The organism is Pseudoalteromonas sp. XMcav1-K, assembly GCF_044005875.1.
Lineage (GTDB): Bacteria > Pseudomonadota > Gammaproteobacteria > Enterobacterales > Alteromonadaceae > Pseudoalteromonas > Pseudoalteromonas spongiae.
Genome location: NZ_JBIPJE010000049.1, coordinates 22,472 through 45,314, shown reverse-complemented (window position 1 = coordinate 45,314; position 22,843 = coordinate 22,472). Strand labels below are relative to the sequence as shown.

The following is a 22,843-nucleotide window of genomic DNA, read 5'->3' as shown; positions in this document are numbered from 1 at the left end:
TTGTTTTCCTTGCCTTAAACCGACCGGTCGAAACGGTACGAGGCTAAATTAACCGTAAGGAATACCCATGCGTCATTACGAAATCGTATTCATGGTTCACCCAGACCAAAGTGAGCAAGTTCCTGGTATGATCGAGCGTTATACTGGTTCTATCACTGAAGCTGGTGGTCAAATTCACCGTTTAGAAGACTGGGGTCGTCGTCAACTGGCTTACCCAATCGAAAAGCTTCACAAAGCACACTATGTTCTAATGAACGTTGAAGCACCAACTGAAGTAATCAACGAGCTTGAAACTTCTTTCCGCTACAACGATGCAGTACTACGTAACCTAGTTATGCGTACTAAAAATGCTGTAACTGAAGCTTCTCCTCTTGCTAAAGAAGAGAAGAAAGAAGCTGCAGAAGCTTAATCGTTTTTGAGACTTGTATGACTGATAACCAGTTCGTTTTGTCTGGCACGGTTTGTAAAAAACCTAAATTCAGTCAAAGCCCAGCCGGAATACCACACTGCATTTTTGTGTTAGAACACAAATCTACGCAAATGGAAGCAGGACTTAATCGTAGTAGTTATGTTCGCATTCAAGTGGTTGCAAGTGGCGAAGGCTTAAAACAGCAAACTCAAGATATTGATATGGGCACGCAACTTACTGTTCGCGGTTTTATTAACCGTCACGAAGGCCGAAATGGCGTGAGTCAGTTAGTGTTACATGCTCATCATATTGAAAGAATTACTATTGGAGATTTATCTCATGGCACGTTACTTCAGACGTCGTAAGTTCTGCCGCTTCAAAGCGGAAGGCGTACAACAAATCGATTATAAAGATCTAGCTACTCTTAAAAACTACATCACAGAAAGTGGCAAAATCGTACCTAGCCGTATCACAGGTACTAGCGCTAAATATCAGCGTCAACTAGCTGCAGCTATCAAGCGCGCACGCTACTTAGCCCTTCTTCCATACACTGACTTACATAAGTAAGCAGCGGTTTAACTAGTTTTTAAAAGGTGTAGAGACATGCAAGTTATTCTACTAGATAAAATCGGTAACCTTGGTGCGCTTGGCGACCAAGTTTCTGTAAAAGCAGGTTACGCACGTAACTTCCTTTTCCCTAAAGGCAAAGCAGTTCCAGCAACTAAAGCTAACATTGAATCTTTCGAAGCACGTCGTGCTGAGTTAGAAGCTAAAGTAGCTGAAGAACTAGCAGCATCACAAGCTCGTGCAGAGAAACTAGAAGCGTTAGCTGAAGTTACTCTTGTATCTAAAGCTGGTGACGAAGGTAAGCTATTCGGTTCTATCGGTACTCGCGATATTGCTGACGCTATCACAGCTGTAGGCCTAGAAGTTGCTAAATCAGAAGTTCGTCTACCTAACGGTACTATCCGTGAAACAGGTGAATTCGATGTAGCTATCCAGCTTCACTCAGAAGTAACAACTACTATTAAAGTAATTGTTATCGCTGAAGCTTAATCAAGTTTCTTGATTAGTAAAAAACCGAGCATTTGCTCGGTTTTTTTATGCCTGTAATTCCCTCTTTGCTGACTCCCTTATCACGCTTGAGTGTTCACTTACATTTACAAAAAGAAATTAACATATAACTGAAAGGTATTGATTTGCATGAATATTGCGTAATAATGACAGCGTTGTCATGTTTTTGGCATGTATTTTAGGGGGATACAAAGTGAGAAAAAGGCACTTATTCAAAGAGACCGGGTTTACCCTAGTTGAAGTAATGATAGCTGTTACCATTATTGGTATTTTGCTAGCGATTGCGTTGCCAGCTTATGGTGATTATGTGAAAGATGGTCGACGTGCCGAAGCGCAGCAATACCTTATGCAACAAGCTGGCATATTGGAACGAAACTATACGCGCTTAGGTCGATACCCTAATGAACAAAATATCACATTTAAAGCATCAGATTATTATGCCTACAGTTATAAGCCTGAAAATGATACCGAGTTTTCATTAACAGCTGCACCAAAAGGGGCACAAGTTGGTGATAAATGCGGTTTACTCTCTATTAATCAGCAGGGTGTAACGTCGGCTTCGCTTTCATCTTGTTGGAATTGATCAAATGAAAACAGAATATGGATTTACTTTGATTGAAGTAATTATTGTTGTTGCAATCATCGGAATAGTATCAGCTGTTGCAGCACCAAATTTGCTCAATAATATCAAGCAAGACCGTATCGTTAGTACTGCTAATGAGTTAATGAGTACGTTTAAGATGGCGAGAAGTGAAGCGGTTAAATTAGAGAAAGAAGTGACTTTAACCGCGCAAGGCTCAAATTGGCTAGCTAGTATCGATAATCAGACTTTTGTGGTTTTTGACAATGACCAAACAGGGGTGGTTATTTCTGGCATAGCTACACAAAATATTACTCCTTTAGGTGAGTTCCCCGTTACTAGCATTGATATTAGTGATCGAGATAGTGATACGACAGATCGCTGTTTTCGTGTGTATGCCAGTGGACAAAGTAAGATTGAAAAAGGGAGTTGTTAATGAGCAAAATACAAAAATACACAAACCAAGCCGGATTTTCGCTTGTTGAGGTAATGGTAGCACTGGTTGTTTCAAGTTTTGCTTTACTAGGTATGGCTGCTGGACAATTGCAATCACTAAAATATGCCACTAACTCATTTGATTACACCTTGTCACTTTTACAAGCAAATAATGCAGTTGAGCAAACTTGGGTCAATCTGTGTGATTTACAAAAGGGCAATGTTACATTTGCTGATGTAACTCCTGATGCTCAATTTAACAAATATACAATTGATTTTGAGAATAACTTCAACAGCGATTTTTTTCGCGTTGGCGTGAGTTGGTCTGACAAGCGAATCAATGATAATAATTTAGCAAATCGCGTCGAAATTGAAGCTAGTTTTCCTGATATTTCTGGGAGCTGCTAGCGATGATAAAATATGTAAAAAATGGATTTACGCTTGTTGAGGTGATGGTAGCTTTAGCGGTAAGTAGCTTTTTAATGACAGGTATTTCCTTTGTATATATTGCATTGAGTGAATCTGTTGAGACATCAAAAGAGCTTGAAAATGCACAAGAGGTTTTAAGGTATAGCTCGGAAGTATTTTCCCGTAGTTTAAAACAAACAAGAAGGACACCAGGTTCCCCAAACGCCAATACTATTGTGGTTCAACAAGAAACCTTAGGCTCAACAGCTTGCAATAGTAGCAAACCTGCTGTGCCGTTTAGTGAGACATTTACCTTAGTTGACAATCAGCTTCGCTGCAGAGTCAACGCGGGAGATGAAGAAGTCTTATTAACTGGCTTACAAGATATTAGTTATCGCATAAATGGAAATTTGGTAGAGGTTACTGTTACACCAGAAAGTTTAAATGTGGATATGCTCGCAAATGGATTTCGAATAGATATTGCGCTGAGTGGCAAGATACTGGAGGAGGCATTGAACTAATGAATAATCAAAAAGGGGTTGTTTTACTATCCGTTATGATTTTAACCACGATGACAAGCATCATCGTATTAAATTCATTACGAGATAATGTTATCCAAGAAAGATTAACTGGCAATTATCAAAAGAAAATGAATGCTCGTTTAGTATCTGAAAAGGGGATTTTTGAAACCCATAAATTACTACAAGATAAAATTAACAATAACCCGAATATCTCCAAAGACGATATTATCAGGGTTGGTGAAGAAGGTAGTGGAAATGTATCTGGTAGTGCAAGTATAGATGACATGGCTTTCAATGCGAAAGTTTCACAAAACAGCGATGGCTTAATTGAAATTAGAAGTTTGGGTAGTCGCTACGAAGGCTTGAATAATACAGTCGCTTTATTTGATTATATTCAATCAATCGATAAGAGTTTTCCGTTTGAACAGTTTTTAGTTGGTTGTAGTGGTGTTGGTGTTAAAGCGGGCGGCAGTGTAAACAGTTATGACTCACGAGATCCAACACTTGATTATTCAAATAAAGCGAATATTTCAACGTTGAACAAAAACTCTGATGTGCTAATCGACGGTGGCGCTTTAGTTTGGGGCGATGTAACAACAACGGGCACTATATCGGTTACAGGCGGAACCAGTGTTGCAGGAACGCTACACGCAAACAGTGACATAACGATATCTGGAGGCTCAGGTGTTGAAATGCCTGTAGGTACAATTGAAGGAACTCGTGTTACCGAAGATATTTTAACGAAAGGGTCCGTTGATTTTGTCGGTGGTGTAGGTGGCGTGGTGCGTGCAGAAGGTAATCTGAGTTACGGAACTGCATCAACTACCTTTATAAGTAATCTGAATAATGAAGAGTTTGCATTAAAGTATAGTGGTGCAAATTTGACCACTAATGATGAGTCAGATACACCGAGAGATAACGATGGAACATTATTGTCGCATGCAAAGTTTAAACAGACAGTGTCGGTTGCTGAGGTTGAAGCGGTAGATCCTAACAACATCAGACCCGAAGATTTAAAAAACCCAAAGAAGTCGTGTGATTTTTTACAGATTACGTCTGAGTTCTCCCATATTTTAAATGGTATGGGCAGTTTTGATGATTTGGATCTATCAAGGTGGGATAGTCGTTTTGAGCTGTCATCTCAAAGTGGAAGTTATATTCGTGGCGGCAGTAGTAGTTATTCACCTGTGTCTAAGCATGTTTTTGGTACCACTCAAAGCATCTTTTTCTTTAACAACGTAGAGATTAATGGCGGTCGACTTGTTTTTAAGAAATCAGACAATAACTTAGATAATGAAACAATTCACGTATTCGTTAAAGGTGACTGGAATTACTCCGCGAACGGTGGTTCACAGATTGAAATTCAAGAGGGGGTTTCAGTCGTTGTTTATATTCTTGGCAAAGCAGTATTTAAAAAACCTTTTGCATCAGATAGCAGTGAAGGCTTTAGACAAGCTTCAAAAACACCAAGCTTTACAATTTATTCGGCCTATAATGACAAAGCCAGTAGTTCATTAAACTGCCAAAGGCCAAGAGGTCCTTGGGGAGTGGAAATGTCAGGAACGGGGGATATGTATGGTGTTATTTACTCTCCTTATTCAGATGTGTTTATCGGCTCATCAACAGTTTTTAAAGGGGCTATAAGGGCAAATACTATTACGGCATGTGGCGCAGGCTCGGTTCATTACGACGTTGCTTTAGGTGAGTATTCTGTCGGTGATGGTGATGGTGGCGGTACTTCCAGACTCGTCTTCAAAGGCTGGCGCTACTTATAATCTAAGATAACTATCTAATAAAAAGCTCTTTTTAAAGGGCGTTTTATTTTTCTCAAAAAAATTTATTTTCATTTAAACCTTTCCAAACCCTTCTTACGTCTAATAAAGTAATCAACAAGAAAACAACACTAGGGAAGTAAATGTGTTAATTGATGCAGAGCAGCGTTTTGTAAAAGAACAAGAAGCAAACTTTGATCTGCAGTTAATCGAAAAAGTGAATATGGGCGATAGACAAGCATTCCATGACTTGTATAACCGTCACTATAAACGCGTTTTTGCACTTACTTTACGTTTAACCGCAAATGAAAGCCTTGCTGAGGAAGCACTTCAAGAAGTGTTTGTTCAACTATGGCAAAAGCTATCTAGTTTTGATGGCAAAGCAAAATTTACTACCTGGTTACACAGTGTAGCGGCAAATATCACTATTAGTTATTTGCGTCGGCAAACCAATTGGTTGCAAAAAGTTGTTAGTTTTGAACAGGCGGGTATGCCAGAACAAGAAGTGGATATGTGCCACGGCTTAAACGGGTTAGATAAATACATAGTGCGGCTACCAGAAAAAGCGCGACTTGTATTTGTATTGTTTGCGGTAGAAGGGTATCGCCACGAAGAAATTGCAGAACAGTTAAATATGGCTGTGGGCTCTTCTAAAGCGCAGTACCACAGAGCACGTAGTTTATTAAAAGAGTGGATGAGTAATGAAACAGACTAATTTAGACAAAATGCTAGATGAAGCAGTTGCTCAATTGCCAACTGAGGTTAGCCCTAAAAAAGATTTATGGCAGGGCGTGGAAAACGCGATTGCTAACCAGCCAACACAGACGAGTAAAAAGTCTCATGTTTGGCAACAAGTTACCGCGTTAGCTGCGTGTATGTGTTTAGGTTTACTGAGTTATCAAGTGTTTTTTAACCAACAAAGCAGTCAATATGAGGCGGGCTTAAAAGCGATGACGCAAACCTTTAAACATGAAAAGCAAGCCTTGCTTGTAAAGTACAGCGATCAAAAAGCCCTTGCTGATAATTGGCAGGCGCAATTAGCAGAATTAGAAGAAGCAGAAAAAGCGATTAAGTTAGCGTTAGAAAATGAGCCAGAAAACGCCACATTACTAAGAATGTTGTCGCAGGTTTACCAGCAACAACTCGATTTAATTAACAAGGTTCATGAGCCTAGCTGGCAACGAATTTAAGAGGAAGTGTTATGAAATTATTAGCTTTTGTTTGTAGTAGTTTATTATCGTTTTCATTGATGGCCGGCGAGCTTATCGATAAAACTATCGATGTACCAAGCAATAACAAAATATATATTGAAAATGATCAGGGCGAAATTATCCTAAAAGGCTGGGATAAGCAGCAAATGCAAGTTTCGGGTACCCTTGATGACCGAGCGGATGGTTATATCTTCCGTAACAAAAAAGGCGGACGTACCGAGTTTATTGTGGAAATGCCAAATCATTACAGTCGTAAAGACGGTAAAGGTTCTAAGCTCACCATCTTTGTGCCAAAAACACATTTAATCAATATCGAAAGTGTAAACGCCGACATGGATATCGCGGAGCTTAGCGCTGGCATTGTACTGGATACTGTAAATGGTGATATTGATATTCAAGATGTTACGGGTCGTATCAATCTTGATACCGTAAATGGCGACATTAAATCACACAACCTAAACGGTCAAATTCGTATCGAAACGGTTAATGGTGATATTCGTGATACTAATTCACAAGGTGATATGCGTTTTGAGGCAGTAAATGGCGATTTAAAAAGTACAACGCTGAGTCACGATATTCGCATCGAAAGCGTTAATGGCGACGTAGAAATTAACGCTGATACAATTAAAAACTTTGAAATTACAACGGTAGGCGGAGAAGTTGAAGTTGCTATGAAAGCTTTGAGCCGTGGCGCCAATATTCAAGCTGAAACAGTTAATGGTGATATTTTGTTTAAATTACCGCGTGACTTATCAGCAGATGTTGAAATAGCAGCTCACGCTGGCGGTAAAATTAGAAATGGTCTATCAAAAGATAAACCTAAAAAAGCAAAATATGGCCCATCAAGCTCACTTGAATTTCAGCTGAAAGATGGTGATGTTGAAATCGAAATCGACACAGTAAATGGTCGTATTGAGTTAAAATACAATTAATCATCGCGCATATTTAATAAAGCCCAGCTCAATGCTGGGTTTTTTTATTGGTTCTGGTTAGAATAGCTAGATTCTCTTCGAGTTAAATCCAGTCATGGCAAAAGCAGATAAACAGTTAGATACCTTAAAAGTCCCTCCGCATTCAATTGAAGCTGAACAGTCGGTGTTGGGCGGCCTAATGCTTGATAATGAAGCATGGGACCGTGTTGCCGAGCGAGTTGTTGCGCAAGACTTTTATACCCGCACCCACAAGCTCATTTTTGAAGCGATGGAAAAGCTAGTTGAAAGCGGTCAACCCATCGATTTAATTACTATTTCTGAAACATTAGAAAAAACCAATGAGCTGGATTCAATTGGTGGATTTGCTTATCTAGGCGAAATCGCTAAAAACACGCCAAGTGCAGCGAACATCAATGCTTACGCTGAAATTGTTCGCGAGCGCGCAGTTGTTCGTGAGATGATCCATGTGGCTAATGAAATTGCTGATGCCGGTTATAACCCTGAAGGGCGAGATAGCCACGACTTACTCGATTTAGCTGAAACCAAAGTATTTAAAATTGCTGAGCAACGTACAAAAAGCTCAGATGGTCCGCAGAATATTCATAATATTCTGGAAAAAACCATCGACAAAATTGAAGAGTTATATCAATCACCGCAAGACGGTGTAACGGGTGTAAGTACTGGCTACAGCGATTTAGACAAAATGACGGCGGGTATGCAACCGTCAGACTTAATTATTGTTGCCGCGCGTCCTTCAATGGGTAAAACCACCTTTGCCATGAACCTTGCAGAGCATGCTGCAATGACGCAAGACAAGCCAACGCTTATTTTCTCGCTAGAGATGCCGTCAGAGCAGATTATGATGAGGATGCTGGCATCCCTTGGTCGTATTAACCAAACTAAAGTGCGTACCGGTCAGCTAGATGATGATGATTGGGCGCGTTTATCGTCAACCATGGGATTGTTAATTGAAAAAGGCAAAATGTTTGTCGATGATTCATCAGGCCTAACACCTACCGAGTTACGTTCACGTGCGCGTCGTATCGCTCGTGATCATGGCGGAATTAGCATGATTATGGTGGATTACCTTCAGCTAATGCGAGTGCCAAGCTTACAAGACAACCGAACATTAGAAATCGCCGAAATTTCACGCTCTCTCAAAGCCTTAGCAAAAGAGCTTGAATGTCCTGTTATTGCGCTGTCTCAGCTTAACCGTACACTAGAGCAACGTGCTGATAAACGTCCAATTAACTCCGACTTACGTGAATCGGGTTCAATCGAGCAGGATGCCGACTTAATCATGTTTATTTATCGTGATGAAGTTTATAACGAGGATTCAACCGATAAAGGCGTCGCTGAGATTATTATTGGTAAGCAGCGTAACGGCCCAATTGGTAAAGTACGCTTAACCTTCCAAGGTCAATTCTCGCGATTTGACAACTACGCAGGACCTGCAGTGGATGATGAGTATTAATGCGACTCGCTTGCGCCGAAATCAATTTAACAGCGTTAAATCATAATCTAGCGCGAGTAAAAGAGCTTGCGCCGGGTTCACGCATTATGGCTGTGTTAAAAGCCAATGCTTACGGGCATGGTTTAGTGACTATTGCGCAAAATCTAGTTGACGCAGATGCTTTTGCGGTTGCCAGAATTGACGAAGCCTTGGCGTTACGCGCAGGTGGTGTAATTAAACCAATCGTGCTGCTAGAAGGGGTTTTTCGCGCGGAAGATTTAGCGATTGCAGCAACCAGTAACTTTAATATTGTGGTGCATGATGAAGCGCAGCTGGTTATGCTTGAAAACGCACAGCTTGCAAGCCCAATAACTGCATGGTTAAAACTTGATACCGGCATGCATCGTTTAGGAATTGAGCCAAGCCATTGTCATGATATGTACACGCGTTTAGAGTGCTGTAATAGTGTAGCTGAAAATATTAAGTTAATGACACACTTTGCCTGCGCAGACGATCTTGACGACGGTAAAACAACTGAGCAAATGGCGCTCTTTTTCGATAGTATTAAAGGAAGAAATAACGAACTGTGCTTGGCAAATTCAGCGGGCATTGTTGGTTGGCCAAATAGTCATTGTGATTGGGTTAGACCTGGCTTAATGCTTTATGGTGTATCACCAATGATCGATTCAACAGGGCAAGATCATCAATTAACGGCAGTAATGCGATTAACCAGTAGTATTATTGCTATTCGTGATGTAAAAGCGGGTGAAACGGTTGGTTATGGCAGTGCCTGGCGTGCAGCGAGCGATACTCGAATTGGTGTGGTAGCAATGGGTTATGGCGACGGCTACCCAAGACATGCGCCAAATGGCACACCAGTGATGATTCGAGGTAAACGCTTTACGATTGTTGGTCGTGTGTCGATGGATATGATCACCGTAGAAATTGGCGATGACGACTCAGTAGCCTTAGGTGATGAAGTCGAGTTATGGGGACCAAATTTGCCAGTTGAGCAAATTGCGCAGTTCGCAACAACCATTCCTTACGAACTTCTGTGCAACATAACCCCTCGGGTTGAATATAAGTATATCCAAGAATAGTTTTATTTTGCTGCTAAGTGCGAGGTTTAGAATACCTCGCCCTGTATTGTAGCGACTAAGGTACGAGCACCTCCGTAATCTCTGTGCTCACCAAGATAAATACCTTGCCACGTGCCCATATTAAGCTGACCATTAGCAATGGGAATTGAGATACTTGAACCCAGTGTGCTTGCCTTAATGTGCGCTGGCATATCATCATCACCTTCGTAATCATGCTGATAATAACTTTGACCTTGTGGTACAAACTTATTGAAATGAGTTTCCATATCAATGCGCACGGTTGGATCGGCATTTTCGTTAATCGTTAAACTAGCAGATGTATGCTGTATAAATAGGTGCAGTATGCCAATACGATATTTGCTCAGTTCAGCAAGATGATGCGTAATTTCAGCGTCTATTAAATGAAAACCTCGCGCACGAGGTTTTAATTGAAAGCTTTTTTGTTGCCAGCTCATAATTATAGTTTGTCGAAACAAACCTCAATATGTGCTGCACCGAAATCCGATGTAAACGGCATAATAAGTTTAGGGCCTTCACACTTATGAGTGATAGTGTGGTCTTTACCTGAAACAACAACGGGCGTTGCCATATCAAATTCGTAGCCCTTGTCGCCTAGTAAGTTTTTAGCACCACCGGCAACCATATTGGTAATTTCACCAACCATGTCGGTGACTTCTTCATCTATTTTCTCAGGGCGTTCACCGAGCATACGCTCCATAATGGTCATGGCAAGTTCGCCGTCAAAGGTTATAGACAATGAACCTTTAGTTTGTGGGCCAACCATGCCGATTAAGCCTGATACATCGCCAACAGCCACTTCTGTTTTCTTTATTTTGGGCTTGCCCGGCGACAGATCAGTTTGTGCCATTGTTGATAACACATTGAGTAAAGAAGAAATAAATGGGTTTATGAATTCTACATTCATGTTTTAGTCCGGTTCCGTTTTTTAGGCGTATATCATCTATAATTCAAGAATGAAGTTGCGATTTTTGCAAACTAATTCTGATATTTATTGACACTTAGCGCAAATACCACGCGCTTCAATTGTTTGAGTTACAACTTTAAAACCCAAATCTGTCGCTTGGTTGTTCAGCTCGTGCGCAATTGCGTGAGAATGAAGCTCTTCAACATGGCCGCATTTTTCGCAAATGAGTAACTGAACTGGATGAGTATGTTCAAAATGATGGCACAGCATAAATGCATTAGTGCTTTCAATTTTGTGAATAAAGCCCATTTCGGCTAAGAAATCGAGCGCTCTATAGATTGTAGCAGGTTTTGCATTAGGCTCAGTTTGCTTTAATTGCTCTAGCAAATCATACGCGCCAACACCTGATTGAGTGCCAGCCAATAAGCGAAAAACTTTCTCGCGAATTGTCGTAAAGCGAACCCCTTTGTCGTTGCAAACGACTTTTGCTTTTTCTGTTAATGCTTCAACTGTCATAAAATTGTTCCTCGATATCAAAGTCATCTTACCACAATCAATTTAACTATTTGTAGTTAAGTCTTTAAGCAAATCCCTCTTTTATGAATATAAATTGAGCAAAGACAAAAAATCGAGTAGAATCGCGACCCCATATTTACTGAGGTGTAGCGTGAATAGACGTTTTTCTGTAGCCCCAATGCTGGATTGGACGGATAGGCATTGTCGTACTTTCCATCGACAATTAACAAAGCATTCAGTGTTATACACTGAGATGATTACAACTGGTGCAATTATCTTTGGCAAAGGTGATTACTTACATTTTGGCCAACATGAACAACCAGTGGCATTGCAATTGGGTGGTTCCGATCCGAAAGCTTTAGCAGAATGCGCAAAACGTGCTGACCAATATGGTTATCAAGAGATTAATTTAAACGTCGGTTGCCCATCTGATCGAGTGCAAAATGGCCGTTTTGGTGCCTGTTTAATGGCTGAGCCTCAGTTAGTGGCTGAATGTATTTCGGCGATGAAAGCTGAAACAGACGTTCCTGTTACCGTTAAAACGCGTATTGGAATTGACGAGCAAGACTCTTACGAGTTCTTAACTGCATTAATTGATGCTAATTATAATGTGGGTTGTCGTGACTTTATAATCCATGCACGTAAAGCGTGGTTACAAGGTTTAAGCCCGAAAGAAAACCGTGAAATCCCGCCGCTCGATTATGAGCGTGTTTACCAACTTAAGCGTGATTTTAGTGATTGTCACATTTCACTAAACGGTGGGGTAAAAACCATTGATGAATGTTTAACGCATTTAAAGCATATTGATGGTGTAATGGTTGGACGTGAAGCATATGCCAATCCATATATGCTGGCTGAAGTTGATAAGCTAATTTATGGTGATGAGCAAAGTACAATGTTGACTCGGCACCAAGTGGTGCGCAATATGTTTGATTATATAGAATCAGAAATGACACAAGGTGCAAACTTTTGGCATGTTGTAAGGCATATGCTGGGTATTTTCCAAGGTCAGCCAGGAGCACGTTCATACCGTCGTCATCTTTCTGAAAATGGTCATAAGAAAGATGCTCAAATTTCGTTATTGGAAGAAGCGCTGGCGTTTGTTCCTGAGTAATATCCCGAAATAGGGAAACCCTAATTCCGTATTTGGGAAAATTAAAAGCTAAATATTGGTTAAATTAACCAGTGTTTGGCTTTTTTTTTATTTGTTAGACTGGTGTTTTTTATTATTTTCTTTTAAATCAAACGATTATGTTTTTGGCATGCTCTTTGTTATGTATTACGTACGATTCTTAATATTTAACCGAACGTTATGTTAGCAAAAATAGTTACTACAGCGTTGTTACTGATCAGTTTACTTCTGCAATCTGTACTTGCAACGCAAGCAGATCAACAAGCGCAGCTTGAGCAGGTGTGTGAGCAAGTACCGAGTGTGGCTAACTTATTGCAATTGAAGTGCGAAAAAGGAGCTTAAAATGTTGGACTTACTTGATTTATTTAGCCTGTTTTTATTACCAGTTGTTAGTTTATTAGTGACAGTGGGTGTGTGGCACGGATTTATTGGGCAGCGTGGTCAAACTCTTTTTAAATAATTAATCTGCAGCTTTATTTCATATTTAAGCTCGTAATCTTTGTTAATCCTTAATCTGCGAACTTCTCCCCTTTTGGGGCAGCTGTAATACGTTTGGAATTACACCTGACGTTTTAGCCATTACATATACCTTCTCTATATAAGCTTGTTTGCAATTAATCCCGTTGTTGATGTATTCAATAGCGTTATCAATAGCGCGTTATTTACTTAGTTACGGTCGTAACCTTTAATTAATTGTTATCGTAAAACAGTGCCTTGTGTTCTTTTTAATTTGATTTTCTACTTAGCGCTCGCTTTTAAATCACGCGCATAAATCTTCTGAAAATGCTTGCCAAATAAAATTCAATTATTAGTTAATTTAACTAATATTGTGGTTAATTTAACTACTTTGCAACTTTTTATAAATCCAACATAACTGTAACTTATTGTATTTGTTAGTTTTGTTTATTTTGGCACAATGATTGGAATAACAGAATATACAAGAGAAAAAATAGACGAATATCAACAGGAGAGAGTTATGGGCATTTTTACTCGATTAACCGACATTATCCAAGCGAACGTATCAGCAGCCTTAGACCGTGCTGAAGAACCAGAAAAACTAGTGCGTCTAATGGTACAAGAAATGGAAGAAGCGCTAGTAGAGTTACGCACTACATCGGCAAGCTTGATAGCTGAAAAGAAAACACTGCAGCGCAAGTTAACCAAACAGCAATCATCAGCAGACTATTGGCATGCTCAAGCTGAAAAAGCGTTGCAAAAAGAGCGTGAAGATCTTGCTAAAGCAGCACTTGCTGAAAAGCAAAAAGCAAATAAAGAAATCGATTCGATTCAACCAGAAATTGACCGTATTGATGAAGTGCTAAGTAAAGTTGCGCAAGACAGTAATTCATTGCATCAAAAACTAACGCAAGCGAAGGGTAAACTAAAAGAGTACCAAATTCGCTCGCAGTCAGCAGAAGTTAGAGTGAAAGCTAAATCACAGCTTCATAGTGAGCAAATAGATCGGGCGCTAGAGCGTTTTAACGAAATCGAATACAAAGTGGACCGCATTGAAGCACAAATTGAGTCTTACGAAGTAACTCAGAGTTCGAGCCTTAAAACGCAGTTTGACGAGTTAGAAAAAGACGACGCACTAGATGAAGAGCTAGCGGCATTGAAAGCACAAGTTGCTAAAAAAGCAGCGTAGGAGGGGTTATGAAATCTCATATACATAACGGCAGTTTTTACAAAGACAGACTAAACAAAAAAGTGTCGGGCGTGTGCGCAGGTCTTGCTCTTGGTAATAGTTTACCAATCTGGAGTGTAAGATTAGCCGCAGTGGCAGCGTTGTTGGTTTTTCCTGTCGCAACTTTGCTCGCTTATTTTGTGGCAGCAACAGTACTGCCAGCACGCTATTATTAATTTTTTACTTAGGGGAGCTGGACCTAACCGCTCCCCTAAAATTTACAATAATTAATAATTTTCAGGTACTTTTTGCATCTTCCTCTGTAGTATACTGAACCAAAGCATGGAGGGATTTTGATGTTTAAGCGCTATCTATTAATTATTATTTCAGTTTTTTCTTTTTCACTTGCAGCCAACCAAATTACAGTATCTGACTTTACTGTTCGCGAGTTTATTCCCGGAGCGCCATCAAGCGTTGGGTATTTTCAGCTTGCTAACCACACGAACCAAGATCAAGTGCTTACTTCAGTCAGCATTGAAAAATTGGGTCGTGTTGAGATCCATAATCATGTGCAGAAAAATGGCATGATGAGTATGGTTAAACTAGAAAAATTGGCCATCGATGCACATTCTACAGCGATGTTTCAATCAGGTGGTTTGCACCTTATGTTGTTTTCACCTAAATCTAAATTAATTAAAAGTGAATCGCTAAGTGCTACATTTAATTTTGCATCTGGTTTAACGGTAAACGGTAAAGCGACGGTTGTAGGCATTAATGAAAGCGTTGAGAATGCGCATCAGCATCACCACCATCACTAGGAGGGGATATGCAACATAAAGGTAAAATTGCAGCTGCGGTTGCATTTATTTTCTTATTTTTTTATCTAATCGCGGTTTATTGGAGTATTGAACCCGATATATTTAACGTGCAAGAGCGCGCTGAAAATGCGGCTAAACAAGAACAACAGCAAGTGGTTACTGGTTACGTTACTACAACTGCCGTAATTGAAGTTGCCAGTACATTGTTAAATAAGCCTGGTGGTTATTTAACTAACGATGTAATGCCACCGTCAGTAATGATGGATAACATGCCGTCATGGGAATTTGGCGTGTTGGAAATGACACGTGATATCACGTTGGCAATGCGTAAAGATTTTAGCCGCTCTCAGTCTCAATCAACGGAACACCCTGAGCTTAAAGCTGCACAGCCGCAGTTTAATATCAATTCAACCGCATGGATTTTACCAAGTGCGGAAGATGAGTATCAAAAGGGCATAGACGCATTAATTCGTTACCGTAAAGATATCGCAAATCCGGTAGATTCTAGCGCGCAATTTTATGCACGAGCTGACAATTTACGTGCCTACCTAAAAGAGGTTGAAAAGCGTTTAGGTAGTTTAAGCATGCGTTTAAGCAGTAGCGTAGGGCAAGATAAAATTAACACTGATCTTGCCGGTGATACAGCTGCGCGTCGCGCAAGTTATGCGCCTTCACACCAATTGGTTAAAACGCCTTGGTTAGAAATCGATAATGTATTATATGAAGCGCGCGGTGCGAGTTGGGCGCTGTTACATTTTTTTGCGGCCATTGAAACCGACTTTGCCGATGTGTTAGAAAAGAAAAATGCACGTGTTAGCGTTAAGCAAATTATGCGCGAATTGGAAGCAACACAAGAAACTGTTTGGAGCCCAATGGTGTTAAACGGCAGTGGCTTTGGCTTTGTCGCAAATCACTCATTGGTAATGGCAAATTATTTATCGCGCGCGAATGCCGCGATTATTGAATTATCAGAATTACTCTCTCAGGGATAACTTAATGAAAAAAATGATGTTTGGTGCAGCACTAATTGCTGCCGCAATGGTACCACAGGCGAAAGCAGACACTTTGTTAGGCCTGTATGTTGGTGGTGATTATTGGGCTGCACAAACCGGTGGTGCGCTAGGTACGTCGAGCGATATGCAAAGCTTCAATTTTGAAGATAAAGAGTACGGCAGTTACTATGCAGCGCTTGAGCACCCAATCCCGCTAGTACCAAATGTAAAATTAAAATATACCCAATTAGAATTAGCAGCTGATGCCAATTTAAATACCTCGTTTGGCTTTGGTGATAAAGTATTTAAAGTTAACTCAACAGTTACAGGTGACAGTGATTTAAGCCATGTTGATTACGTACTTTATTACGAAATCTTCGACAACGACTTGGTGTCGATTGATTTAGGTTTATCTGCTAAACAGTTTGATGGCTATGTCGCGGTTAAAGGCGATCAACAAGGTTCAAACTTTGGTGAAGAGTCGGTTGATTTTAATGGTTTTATTCCTATGGCTTATGGTGCGGTGCAGTTTGGTTTACCGTTTACTGGATTGAGCGCATTTGCCGAAGGCCAGCTATTAGCAATTGGTGATAGCAAAATTCAAGATTATCAAATCGGTGTTGCGTGGGAGTTTATCGATAATATGGTGGTGGATGTTGCTGTTAAAGCTGGTTACCGTGCAATGTTACTTGAATTAGATGACGTTGATGATATTTACACAGATATCGACGTTGATGGTGTATTTGCGGGCTTGCAAATTCACTTCTAATAAAATACCTGCATCTAAACTTGGTTTACGCTAGCAAATAGCTGGGTTTACCAAGTTCATACTATAGTTTTGCCAACTTTAGCTGTTGGCAAAACTCACATCAAAGCTCTTCTCTAATGCCTTTTTCAGGCACTCTAAATATTGATTACTAAGTTTATTACTGGTTAATCGCGCTAGCGAGAACCCTGTTTGGGTAAACTTATAGTACGTTAAAATACTGCCTTGACGCTTAGCTGTTAGGGTTAAGGTACCGTTGGCAAAGCTTAATGTTTGGCTTTCACCTCGTTCAAATGCTTTAGATTCAATCTCTTGCTGATAAATTAACTCAATGTCGATAAGTGTTAAAATATCGGGATAATTGAGTCCGGCGCTACTTAAGTTCACGTAGTTTTTTTTATGCGGATTTAAAAAATTAAGCAAACTTGGCGCAAGGTAGCTGCCAGTAATTATTTGGTGAAACCCATCACTGGCCGATTTACCCGCACACCCTGTTGCTAATTGTAATACGTCAGCTTCTTTTGGTGTGATGTGTTTAAGCGTGATCAAACTCTTATACGAAAATGATCCCGGATTAATAACTTCACCAGCAAGTACTTTCGCCCATAACTTTTGAATATTGCTATTGCTGGTATCTTCGGCCAGCTCTAAAAAGCGCTCAATCCAATCAGGGTCCGGCTCACCTTGTGAGGTTACTGGCGGGCAGTAATGTTGTGCTAATCCAAGAATCGATTCAATATTTGTTTGTTTTCGCACGAGTGCAAGCTTACGGCGTTTTTGTGCGCGTTGCAGTGTGCTTTCGGTGCTATTGTAATTTGGTAGTGGGTTAAGGGTTTTAGAAACACTGTCTTGCTCAAGGCGTTTTGATGCTTGCTCTGCGTTTACTTTATTGTGTTCTACACCTACTTTGCTTTTAATTATCTTTGCAAGGTGTTGTTGTGCCGTAATCGGTTTAATTGGCATCTTGTTGTTCCATCTTTTGACTTTTGCAAAGCGAGTTTAAATTTCGTAACCCTAAATCAATCGCGTCCTGCATTTTATATTTATGGTATTGCGTTAATAAACTACCCACTAGCGGGGTGTTAATGCCCCCTTCAATTGCCCAACTTATTTGTAATTTATTGGCAAATGGCTTGGCAACAAAGTGACCAATATTAGTATGGTGGTCAATAATACTGGTGTAGGAAATGCTGTTATTACTAATCGCTGTTACCGTCATTTCACCAATGCGTTCGCCGCTTTGCCACTTTAAATAGGCGCCAATCTTATTGCTGTTAGCAAGCTCTAACTCTTGCCATGTTTTTTCGTACGTTGCCCACGGTGTCCACAAGTGCCAATTAGCTAAATCCAACACCCAGCTTTGAAATTGCGGTTGCTGACAATGGCTCGTTATGGTTTTTTCAATAGTATAGCGATTTGGCAATAAAGCGCTGGTTATTGCAATTACCAAAACTATGCTAAACAAGGTGCGAATTAAGTACCGCATTTGGCTCCGTATTTTCAGAAAACACTATAGTTATCATAGTATTTTTAAACATTCTAATTAATAGTCTATACTAGGTAAGTGGCTGATGCTAACGTTGCTTTAGCGCTATGTTTTGCTCACCAAAGTTTAAGTGGCAAATTACCGGATAACAAAAAAAATAATTGTGACCAGAGAAAGAGTTCAAAGGTCTTGTGACGACGTAGAGGTTTCATGACACAACCTGCCGAAGAACAGTTTTTATTCTTGAATGAAGATGATAACGAAACCCCCGAGCAGTACTCTGGTTTTTGGGATGTTTTGATAGTAGATGACGAGCCTGAAGTGCACTCCGTTACACAGCTGGCGCTGTCAGGTTTATCGTTTTGGAATAAACAACTCAGATTTCATCACGCTTATAGTGGTGAAGAAGCAGTTAAAAAACTAACTGAAATCCCCAATATTTCAGTGGTCTTGCTCGACGTGGTAATGGAAACCGACGACGCCGGATTAGTAACGGTTAAACGCATTCGCGAAGAGTTAAACAATTCACAATTACGAATTATTTTACGTACGGGTCAACCGGGTTATGCACCGGAAGAAAATATTATTCGTGAATATGATATTAATGACTATAAAACAAAAACAGAACTGACACGCGCCAAACTGGTAACCTCTCTTGTAACTGCACTTCGTTCTTATCAACAACTATGTGAACTATCAGAGCATAATACTGGCCTAGAAAAAGTACTTGATGCGGCCAAATCGATTAACGGCCTTGAAGATTTAACGGCCTTTGCTTCACAAGTTATTGAGCAGATCGCCAAGTTGTTAGACGGTTCTGGTGATGGTGTGATTGTGAGTGCCGAGGGCGGACGTTCCGCTGTGCTTGGTGGTAGCGCTGAATACAAAGGAGCTGTTTGGCAAGGTATAGAACAAATAGATAACAGCCGAGCGCTAGGCGTATTGCAACAAACGTTAGCAAATAAAACTCATCAAATTGACGAGCATGACAGCTGCTTTTTTGTCGAGGATGACAAATCTCAGTTTGCGATTTATCTTGAAACCAAAGAAATGGTGCATGAGCAGCAGATTAAACTTATTGAAATCTTTTTGCAGAATGTGTCATCCGCATTTAAAAATGTCAGAATGCTCAGTGAGCTGCGTGATGCAGCTTACAAAGATAAACTCACCAAGCTACCAAATCGTAACGACTTTATAAATCAAATTGGCCGTTTTTACTCAGATAGTAATAACGATTTCTCTCTTTACTTTATTGATATAGCTGACTTTTCATCAATTAATAATGGTTTAGGGCAAGATGTTGGCGATTTACTATTACAAGCGGTAGCAACGCGAATTCAAGAAGATGTAATTGGCATCCGTTATTTTGCGCGCATTGGCGCGGATGTGTTTGCGGCATTAGTTGAGTCCGACAAAGTGACGCCTGAGTCACTCAATCATATATTGTCTTTGCCTTTTCATGCTGGTGAACATTTATTGCCGGTTAACTTTCACTTGGGCGTCTGCGAGCAGCAGTACTTCTATAAAGATGGAAAACAAACACTCAAGTCGTGTTATATCGCACTTAATTTAGGTAAAAAACACTTAAGATTTAACTACGAATATTATCTGCCAGAAATGGAAGAGAAAATGGCGTGGCAGCTTGGAGTGCTAAAAGAGTTACGCCATGACTTTAGTGAGCATAAGTTGGCTGTGTGGTATCAGCCGCAAATTTGTTTAGCAACACGTGAAGTAATTGGCTGCGAAGCATTATTAAGATGGCCAAACGAGCAGGGCAGTTTTATTTCTCCGGCGATTTTTGTGCCCTTAGCGGAGCAATCTGGGTTAATTTTACCAATTGGTCAATGGGTGTTAGAGCAAGCTTGTATAACGCAAAAGCAGCTATTAGAACTTGGTTTTGATATGCGTATTGCTGTGAATGTTTCAGTGCCGCAATTTCGTGATCCTCAGTTTGTTAGCAAAGTAAAAGACACACTAGCAGATCACCAAATAAACCCTCAGAAAATTGAGTTAGAAGTAACTGAAAGCATTGTGATGGATGAACCTGAAATTGTGATTGAAGCACTAACTGAGCTAAAAGAGCATGGTTTAGAAATTGCGATTGATGACTTTGGCACAGGCTTTTCGTCATTGTCATACCTTAAAAAACTTCCGCTTAACCGCATTAAAATAGACAGGGCCTTTGTAAAAGACATTCCTGAAGACAGTGGTGCCATTGCAGAGTTAATTGTATCACTGGGTAAAAAGCTTGGTTTAAACACCATTGCTGAAGGAATTGAGAATGAAGATCAGGCGAGTTGTTTGCGCCTAATGGGTTGTGAAGAAGCGCAGGGCTTTATGTTTGCAAAGCCAATGCCGTATGAAGAACTCAAACAATTCTTGCTGGCTAAAAAATAAACACTAGAGGCTAGCGCTAAACTCAGCTATAATTTGCGGCCATTTTATTCTAGGGGCATTTTATGGCTGCTTTATCAGCAGAGCGTAGTCTTTTTTCATATCCAAAATATTGGGCCGAGTGTTACGGTCCATCGCCTTTTTTACCAACCAGCAGAGAAGAAATGGATGCCCTTGGTTGGGATTCGTGTGACATTATTATTGTAACGGGTGATGCCTATGTTGATCACCCAAGCTTTGGCATGGCTGTAATTGGCCGTGTGCTTGAAGCGCAAGGCTTTCGTGTCGGTATTATTTCACAGCCAGATTGGTCTTCAAAAGATGCCTTTATGTCGCTCGGTAAACCCAATTTATTTTACGGTGTAACCGCTGGTAATATGGACTCGATGATCAACCGTTATACCGCAGAAAAGCGTTTACGCCATGATGATGCGTATACGGCTGGTAATATTGGTGGTAAACGCCCTGATCGCGCGGTGATTGTATATAGCCAGCGTTGTAAAGAAGCTTATAAAGATGTACCAGTGGTTATCGGTGGCATTGAAGCAAGTTTACGCCGTATTGCCCATTTTGATTACTGGTCTGAAAAGGTGCGTCGCAGTGTTATTTTTGACGCCAAAGCGGATATTTTAATTTACGGTAATGCAGAAAGGCCTCTAGTTGAAGTGGCGCACGGTATTGCTGCGGGTAAAACCATGGATGAAATGCATGACATTCGTGGTACTGCTGTTATTCGTAAAGAGCCATTACCTGGCTGGCGCGGTTCAGACTCCACTGCCATTGATAAAATTGGCAAGATAGACCCAATTCCAAACCCTTATGGTGCAGATGACGTAGGTTGTAGCAAATCAGAATTTAAACAAGCGGGTATTGAACTAGGCGCTGAAGCTAAGCCTATTACCATTCAGCCGCCGCGCTTAAAGCCGTGGGAAAAAGTGTATGTAAAGCTGCCAGCTTATGAGCAGGTAAGTGTAAATAAACCTCTGTATGCACATGCGTCACGTATTTTACACCAAGAAACTAACCCAGGTTGTGCCCGCGCACTATTCCAGCGCCATGGTGACCGTTCGGTTTGGGTGAACCCTCCGGCATTTCCACTTGAAACACAAGAGATGGATGATGTATTTGGTTTACCGTATCAGCGTGTGCCTCACCCAAGCTATGGTGATGAGAAAATTCCTGCTTACGATATGATCAAAACTTCGGTCAATATTATGCGAGGCTGTTTTGGTGGCTGTTCATTCTGTTCAATTACAGAGCATGAAGGGCGTATTATTCAAAGCCGTTCCGAGCAATCAATTATTGATGAAATTGAACAAATTCGTGACAAAGTACCGGGTTTTACAGGTGTTATTTCTGATCTTGGCGGCCCAACAGCCAATATGTACAAATTGCGCTGTAAAAGCAAAAAAGCAGAAAGCACTTGTCGCCGTTTATCCTGTGTTTTCCCTGATATTTGTAAGCATATGGATACTGACCAAACGCCAACAGTAAACTTGTATCGCAAAGCGCGTGAAGTTGAAGGTGTGAAGAAGGTGTTAATTGCATCAGGTGTGCGTTATGACTTAGCAATTGAAGATCCTAACTATGTTAAAGAGTTAGTGACACACCATGTTGGCGGCTACTTAAAAATTGCTCCAGAACATACTGAAGATGGCCCTTTATCTAAAATGATGAAACCGGGCATGGGCACGTATGATCGCTTTAAAGAACTTTTTGAAAAATACTCAAAAGAAGCGGGTAAAAAACAGTATTTAATACCGTATTTTATCTCTGCTCACCCTGGTACAACAGATTTGGATATGGTCAATATGGCATTGTGGTTGAAGCGCCATGATTTCAAATTAGATCAAGTGCAAAATTTTTACCCGTCGCCGATGGCAAATGCCACTACCATTTACCATACCGAGATGAACTCGCTCAAGAACATTAAGAACAACACGGAAGTTGTTAGTGTGCCTAAAGGCGCGCGTCAACGTCGCTTGCATAAAGCGATTCTGCGCTATCACGACCCTGCCGGTTGGCCAATGATCCGTGAGGCATTAAAGAAAATGAGCAAAGCGAACCTTATTGGTAATGGTCCAAATTGTTTAGTGCCTGCAGAATCAAGAGGCGAGCAACGTAAGTCTGGTCAGAGTAAAGGTGGTAGGCCAGCACTTTCTCGCCATACGGGTTTTGGTCAGTTTAATAAAGCAAATACAAAGCCTAAGGTGGGTGGCAATAAGTCACGAGGTGGTAAATCTGCAAACTTTAGTAAGAGCAGAAAAAAAGCCAGCTCGTAAGAGTTGGCTTTTG

The 22,843-nt window shown here is 40.6% G+C and carries 28 protein-coding genes; 23 read left to right on the top strand and 5 right to left on the bottom strand.

The window, feature by feature from the left end:
* Positions 1 to 67 precede the first annotated feature (67 nt).
* The 14 genes from rpsF (at position 68) to alr (ending at position 9,895) form a co-directional block, all read left to right on the top strand.
* A complete protein-coding gene (gene rpsF / locus ACHSBP_RS16720; protein WP_010561955.1) occupies positions 68 to 409 on the top strand; it encodes a 30S ribosomal protein S6 in 342 nt (113 codons plus the stop codon).
* Between the two features lie 17 nt (positions 410 to 426).
* Positions 427 to 774, top strand: a complete 348-nt coding sequence (gene priB, locus ACHSBP_RS16715) for a primosomal replication protein N (protein ID WP_038637364.1) — start codon at positions 427 to 429, stop codon at positions 772 to 774.
* On the top strand, positions 749 to 976 hold the full coding sequence (gene rpsR / locus ACHSBP_RS16710) for a 30S ribosomal protein S18 (protein ID WP_010561953.1): 228 nt from the start codon (positions 749 to 751) through the stop codon (positions 974 to 976). Before priB ends, rpsR begins: the two co-directional genes overlap by 26 nt.
* Before the next feature lie 36 nt (positions 977 to 1,012).
* Complete coding sequence (rplI, locus tag ACHSBP_RS16705; protein ID WP_010561952.1) at positions 1,013 to 1,465, top strand: 50S ribosomal protein L9; 453 nt, start codon at positions 1,013 to 1,015, stop codon at positions 1,463 to 1,465.
* Positions 1,466 to 1,676: 211 nt separating this feature from the next.
* Positions 1,677 to 2,066, top strand: a complete 390-nt coding sequence (locus tag ACHSBP_RS16700) for a type IV pilin protein (protein WP_395389680.1) — start codon at positions 1,677 to 1,679, stop codon at positions 2,064 to 2,066.
* Positions 2,067 to 2,070: 4 nt separating this feature from the next.
* Positions 2,071 to 2,499 (top strand): GspH/FimT family pseudopilin, encoded by a 429-nt coding sequence (locus ACHSBP_RS16695; RefSeq protein WP_395389678.1) that lies wholly within the window; start codon positions 2,071 to 2,073, stop codon positions 2,497 to 2,499.
* On the top strand, positions 2,499 to 2,906 hold the full coding sequence (locus ACHSBP_RS16690; protein WP_395389677.1) for a prepilin-type N-terminal cleavage/methylation domain-containing protein: 408 nt from the start codon (positions 2,499 to 2,501) through the stop codon (positions 2,904 to 2,906). The genes ACHSBP_RS16695 and ACHSBP_RS16690 overlap by 1 nt, the downstream gene beginning before the upstream one ends.
* Before the next feature lie 2 nt (positions 2,907 to 2,908).
* Positions 2,909 to 3,427, top strand: coding sequence for a prepilin-type N-terminal cleavage/methylation domain-containing protein (locus tag ACHSBP_RS16685; protein WP_395389676.1), 519 nt, complete (start codon positions 2,909 to 2,911; stop codon positions 3,425 to 3,427).
* The gene (locus ACHSBP_RS16680) at positions 3,427 to 5,202 is read left to right on the top strand and encodes a hypothetical protein (RefSeq protein ID WP_395389674.1); all 1,776 of its coding nucleotides are present in this window, start codon (positions 3,427 to 3,429) and stop codon (positions 5,200 to 5,202) included. Before ACHSBP_RS16685 ends, ACHSBP_RS16680 begins: the two co-directional genes overlap by 1 nt.
* Before the next feature lie 142 nt (positions 5,203 to 5,344).
* Positions 5,345 to 5,914, top strand: coding sequence for an RNA polymerase sigma factor (locus ACHSBP_RS16675; RefSeq protein WP_010561946.1), 570 nt, complete (start codon positions 5,345 to 5,347; stop codon positions 5,912 to 5,914).
* Positions 5,901 to 6,389, top strand: coding sequence for a hypothetical protein (locus ACHSBP_RS16670; protein WP_010561945.1), 489 nt, complete (start codon positions 5,901 to 5,903; stop codon positions 6,387 to 6,389). Before ACHSBP_RS16675 ends, ACHSBP_RS16670 begins: the two co-directional genes overlap by 14 nt.
* Positions 6,390 to 6,400: 11 nt before the next feature.
* The gene (locus tag ACHSBP_RS16665) at positions 6,401 to 7,342 is read left to right on the top strand and encodes a DUF4097 family beta strand repeat-containing protein (protein WP_395389672.1); all 942 of its coding nucleotides are present in this window, start codon (positions 6,401 to 6,403) and stop codon (positions 7,340 to 7,342) included.
* Positions 7,343 to 7,436: 94 nt separating this feature from the next.
* A complete protein-coding gene (dnaB, locus tag ACHSBP_RS16660) occupies positions 7,437 to 8,816 on the top strand; it encodes a replicative DNA helicase (RefSeq protein ID WP_010561943.1) in 1,380 nt (459 codons plus the stop codon).
* A complete protein-coding gene (gene alr, locus ACHSBP_RS16655; protein ID WP_395389671.1) occupies positions 8,816 to 9,895 on the top strand; it encodes an alanine racemase in 1,080 nt (359 codons plus the stop codon). Before dnaB ends, alr begins: the two co-directional genes overlap by 1 nt.
* A gap of 26 nt (positions 9,896 to 9,921) precedes the next feature.
* On the opposite strand, the gene ACHSBP_RS16650 is transcribed toward alr, so the two are convergent.
* The 3 genes from ACHSBP_RS16650 to ACHSBP_RS16640 form a co-directional block, all read right to left on the bottom strand.
* On the bottom strand, positions 9,922 to 10,350 hold the full coding sequence (locus tag ACHSBP_RS16650) for a secondary thiamine-phosphate synthase enzyme YjbQ (protein WP_010561941.1): 429 nt from the start codon (positions 10,348 to 10,350) through the stop codon (positions 9,922 to 9,924).
* Positions 10,351 to 10,352: 2 nt separating this feature from the next.
* Positions 10,353 to 10,820, bottom strand: a complete 468-nt coding sequence (locus tag ACHSBP_RS16645) for a chemotaxis protein CheX (protein WP_010561940.1) — start codon at positions 10,818 to 10,820, stop codon at positions 10,353 to 10,355.
* Between the two features lie 84 nt (positions 10,821 to 10,904).
* On the bottom strand, positions 10,905 to 11,336 hold the full coding sequence (locus ACHSBP_RS16640; RefSeq protein WP_010561939.1) for a transcriptional repressor: 432 nt from the start codon (positions 11,334 to 11,336) through the stop codon (positions 10,905 to 10,907).
* 151 nt (positions 11,337 to 11,487) lie between these two features.
* Between ACHSBP_RS16640 and dusA the strand changes: the two genes are divergently transcribed.
* The 7 genes from dusA (at position 11,488) to ACHSBP_RS16605 (ending at position 16,671) form a co-directional block, all read left to right on the top strand.
* Positions 11,488 to 12,450 (top strand): tRNA dihydrouridine(20/20a) synthase DusA, encoded by a 963-nt coding sequence (dusA, locus tag ACHSBP_RS16635; protein ID WP_395389670.1) that lies wholly within the window; start codon positions 11,488 to 11,490, stop codon positions 12,448 to 12,450.
* 198 nt (positions 12,451 to 12,648) lie between these two features.
* Complete coding sequence (locus tag ACHSBP_RS16630) at positions 12,649 to 12,810, top strand: hypothetical protein (protein ID WP_158523445.1); 162 nt, start codon at positions 12,649 to 12,651, stop codon at positions 12,808 to 12,810.
* Positions 12,811 to 13,444: 634 nt separating this feature from the next.
* Positions 13,445 to 14,113: a phage shock protein PspA gene (pspA, locus tag ACHSBP_RS16625; RefSeq protein WP_395389669.1), complete on the top strand. Its 669-nt coding sequence runs from the start codon at positions 13,445 to 13,447 to the stop codon at positions 14,111 to 14,113.
* A gap of 8 nt (positions 14,114 to 14,121) precedes the next feature.
* Entirely contained in the window at positions 14,122 to 14,328 is a 207-nt protein-coding gene (locus ACHSBP_RS16620) for a PspC domain-containing protein (protein WP_010561936.1), read from the top strand.
* A 120-nt stretch (positions 14,329 to 14,448) separates the two neighbouring features.
* Entirely contained in the window at positions 14,449 to 14,910 is a 462-nt protein-coding gene (locus ACHSBP_RS16615) for a copper chaperone PCu(A)C (RefSeq protein ID WP_010561935.1), read from the top strand.
* A gap of 8 nt (positions 14,911 to 14,918) precedes the next feature.
* Positions 14,919 to 15,902 (top strand): DUF2333 family protein, encoded by a 984-nt coding sequence (locus ACHSBP_RS16610; RefSeq protein WP_010561934.1) that lies wholly within the window; start codon positions 14,919 to 14,921, stop codon positions 15,900 to 15,902.
* Between the two features lie 4 nt (positions 15,903 to 15,906).
* Positions 15,907 to 16,671 (top strand): TIGR04219 family outer membrane beta-barrel protein, encoded by a 765-nt coding sequence (locus ACHSBP_RS16605; RefSeq protein ID WP_395389668.1) that lies wholly within the window; start codon positions 15,907 to 15,909, stop codon positions 16,669 to 16,671.
* Between the two features lie 78 nt (positions 16,672 to 16,749).
* Here ACHSBP_RS16605 and ACHSBP_RS16600 read toward each other — a convergent pair whose 3' ends face one another.
* The gene (locus tag ACHSBP_RS16600) at positions 16,750 to 17,631 is read right to left on the bottom strand and encodes a TIGR03899 family protein (RefSeq protein ID WP_010561932.1); all 882 of its coding nucleotides are present in this window, start codon (positions 17,629 to 17,631) and stop codon (positions 16,750 to 16,752) included.
* The gene (locus ACHSBP_RS16595; RefSeq protein ID WP_010561931.1) at positions 17,621 to 18,154 is read right to left on the bottom strand and encodes a hypothetical protein; all 534 of its coding nucleotides are present in this window, start codon (positions 18,152 to 18,154) and stop codon (positions 17,621 to 17,623) included. The genes ACHSBP_RS16600 and ACHSBP_RS16595 overlap by 11 nt, the downstream gene beginning before the upstream one ends.
* Positions 18,155 to 18,364: 210 nt before the next feature.
* Here ACHSBP_RS16595 and ACHSBP_RS16590 point away from each other — a divergent pair, with 210 nt between their 5' ends.
* Together ACHSBP_RS16590 and ACHSBP_RS16585 are read left to right on the top strand one after the other, a co-directional pair.
* Positions 18,365 to 20,551: an EAL domain-containing protein gene (locus ACHSBP_RS16590; RefSeq protein ID WP_010561930.1), complete on the top strand. Its 2,187-nt coding sequence runs from the start codon at positions 18,365 to 18,367 to the stop codon at positions 20,549 to 20,551.
* 62 nt (positions 20,552 to 20,613) lie between these two features.
* The gene (locus ACHSBP_RS16585) at positions 20,614 to 22,830 is read left to right on the top strand and encodes a YgiQ family radical SAM protein (protein WP_395389667.1); all 2,217 of its coding nucleotides are present in this window, start codon (positions 20,614 to 20,616) and stop codon (positions 22,828 to 22,830) included.
* Positions 22,831 to 22,843 lie beyond the last annotated feature (13 nt).

What these genes read in the sequence shown, in the direction of transcription:
- rpsF (WP_010561955.1), top strand. Translation starts at nt 68, where the DNA reads ATGCGTCATTACGAAATCGTATTCATGGTTCACCCAGACCAAAGTGAG.
- priB (WP_038637364.1), top strand. Translation starts at nt 427, where the DNA reads ATGACTGATAACCAGTTCGTTTTGTCTGGCACGGTTTGTAAAAAACCT.
- rpsR (WP_010561953.1), top strand. Translation starts at nt 749, where the DNA reads ATGGCACGTTACTTCAGACGTCGTAAGTTCTGCCGCTTCAAAGCGGAA.
- rplI (WP_010561952.1), top strand. Translation starts at nt 1,013, where the DNA reads ATGCAAGTTATTCTACTAGATAAAATCGGTAACCTTGGTGCGCTTGGC.
- ACHSBP_RS16695 (WP_395389678.1), top strand. Translation starts at nt 2,071, where the DNA reads ATGAAAACAGAATATGGATTTACTTTGATTGAAGTAATTATTGTTGTT.
- ACHSBP_RS16690 (WP_395389677.1), top strand. Translation starts at nt 2,499, where the DNA reads ATGAGCAAAATACAAAAATACACAAACCAAGCCGGATTTTCGCTTGTT.
- ACHSBP_RS16685 (WP_395389676.1), top strand. Translation starts at nt 2,909, where the DNA reads ATGATAAAATATGTAAAAAATGGATTTACGCTTGTTGAGGTGATGGTA.
- ACHSBP_RS16680 (WP_395389674.1), top strand. Translation starts at nt 3,427, where the DNA reads ATGAATAATCAAAAAGGGGTTGTTTTACTATCCGTTATGATTTTAACC.
- ACHSBP_RS16670 (WP_010561945.1), top strand. Translation starts at nt 5,901, where the DNA reads ATGAAACAGACTAATTTAGACAAAATGCTAGATGAAGCAGTTGCTCAA.
- ACHSBP_RS16665 (WP_395389672.1), top strand. Translation starts at nt 6,401, where the DNA reads ATGAAATTATTAGCTTTTGTTTGTAGTAGTTTATTATCGTTTTCATTG.
- dnaB (WP_010561943.1), top strand. Translation starts at nt 7,437, where the DNA reads ATGGCAAAAGCAGATAAACAGTTAGATACCTTAAAAGTCCCTCCGCAT.
- alr (WP_395389671.1), top strand. Translation starts at nt 8,816, where the DNA reads ATGCGACTCGCTTGCGCCGAAATCAATTTAACAGCGTTAAATCATAAT.
- ACHSBP_RS16650 (WP_010561941.1), bottom strand. Translation starts at nt 10,350, where the DNA reads ATGAGCTGGCAACAAAAAAGCTTTCAATTAAAACCTCGTGCGCGAGGT.
- ACHSBP_RS16645 (WP_010561940.1), bottom strand. Translation starts at nt 10,820, where the DNA reads ATGAATGTAGAATTCATAAACCCATTTATTTCTTCTTTACTCAATGTG.
- ACHSBP_RS16640 (WP_010561939.1), bottom strand. Translation starts at nt 11,336, where the DNA reads ATGACAGTTGAAGCATTAACAGAAAAAGCAAAAGTCGTTTGCAACGAC.
- ACHSBP_RS16630 (WP_158523445.1), top strand. Translation starts at nt 12,649, where the DNA reads ATGTTAGCAAAAATAGTTACTACAGCGTTGTTACTGATCAGTTTACTT.
- pspA (WP_395389669.1), top strand. Translation starts at nt 13,445, where the DNA reads ATGGGCATTTTTACTCGATTAACCGACATTATCCAAGCGAACGTATCA.
- ACHSBP_RS16620 (WP_010561936.1), top strand. Translation starts at nt 14,122, where the DNA reads ATGAAATCTCATATACATAACGGCAGTTTTTACAAAGACAGACTAAAC.
- ACHSBP_RS16615 (WP_010561935.1), top strand. Translation starts at nt 14,449, where the DNA reads ATGTTTAAGCGCTATCTATTAATTATTATTTCAGTTTTTTCTTTTTCA.
- ACHSBP_RS16610 (WP_010561934.1), top strand. Translation starts at nt 14,919, where the DNA reads ATGCAACATAAAGGTAAAATTGCAGCTGCGGTTGCATTTATTTTCTTA.
- ACHSBP_RS16605 (WP_395389668.1), top strand. Translation starts at nt 15,907, where the DNA reads ATGAAAAAAATGATGTTTGGTGCAGCACTAATTGCTGCCGCAATGGTA.
- ACHSBP_RS16600 (WP_010561932.1), bottom strand. Translation starts at nt 17,631, where the DNA reads ATGCCAATTAAACCGATTACGGCACAACAACACCTTGCAAAGATAATT.
- ACHSBP_RS16595 (WP_010561931.1), bottom strand. Translation starts at nt 18,154, where the DNA reads ATGCGGTACTTAATTCGCACCTTGTTTAGCATAGTTTTGGTAATTGCA.
- ACHSBP_RS16590 (WP_010561930.1), top strand. Translation starts at nt 18,365, where the DNA reads ATGACACAACCTGCCGAAGAACAGTTTTTATTCTTGAATGAAGATGAT.
- ACHSBP_RS16585 (WP_395389667.1), top strand. Translation starts at nt 20,614, where the DNA reads ATGGCTGCTTTATCAGCAGAGCGTAGTCTTTTTTCATATCCAAAATAT.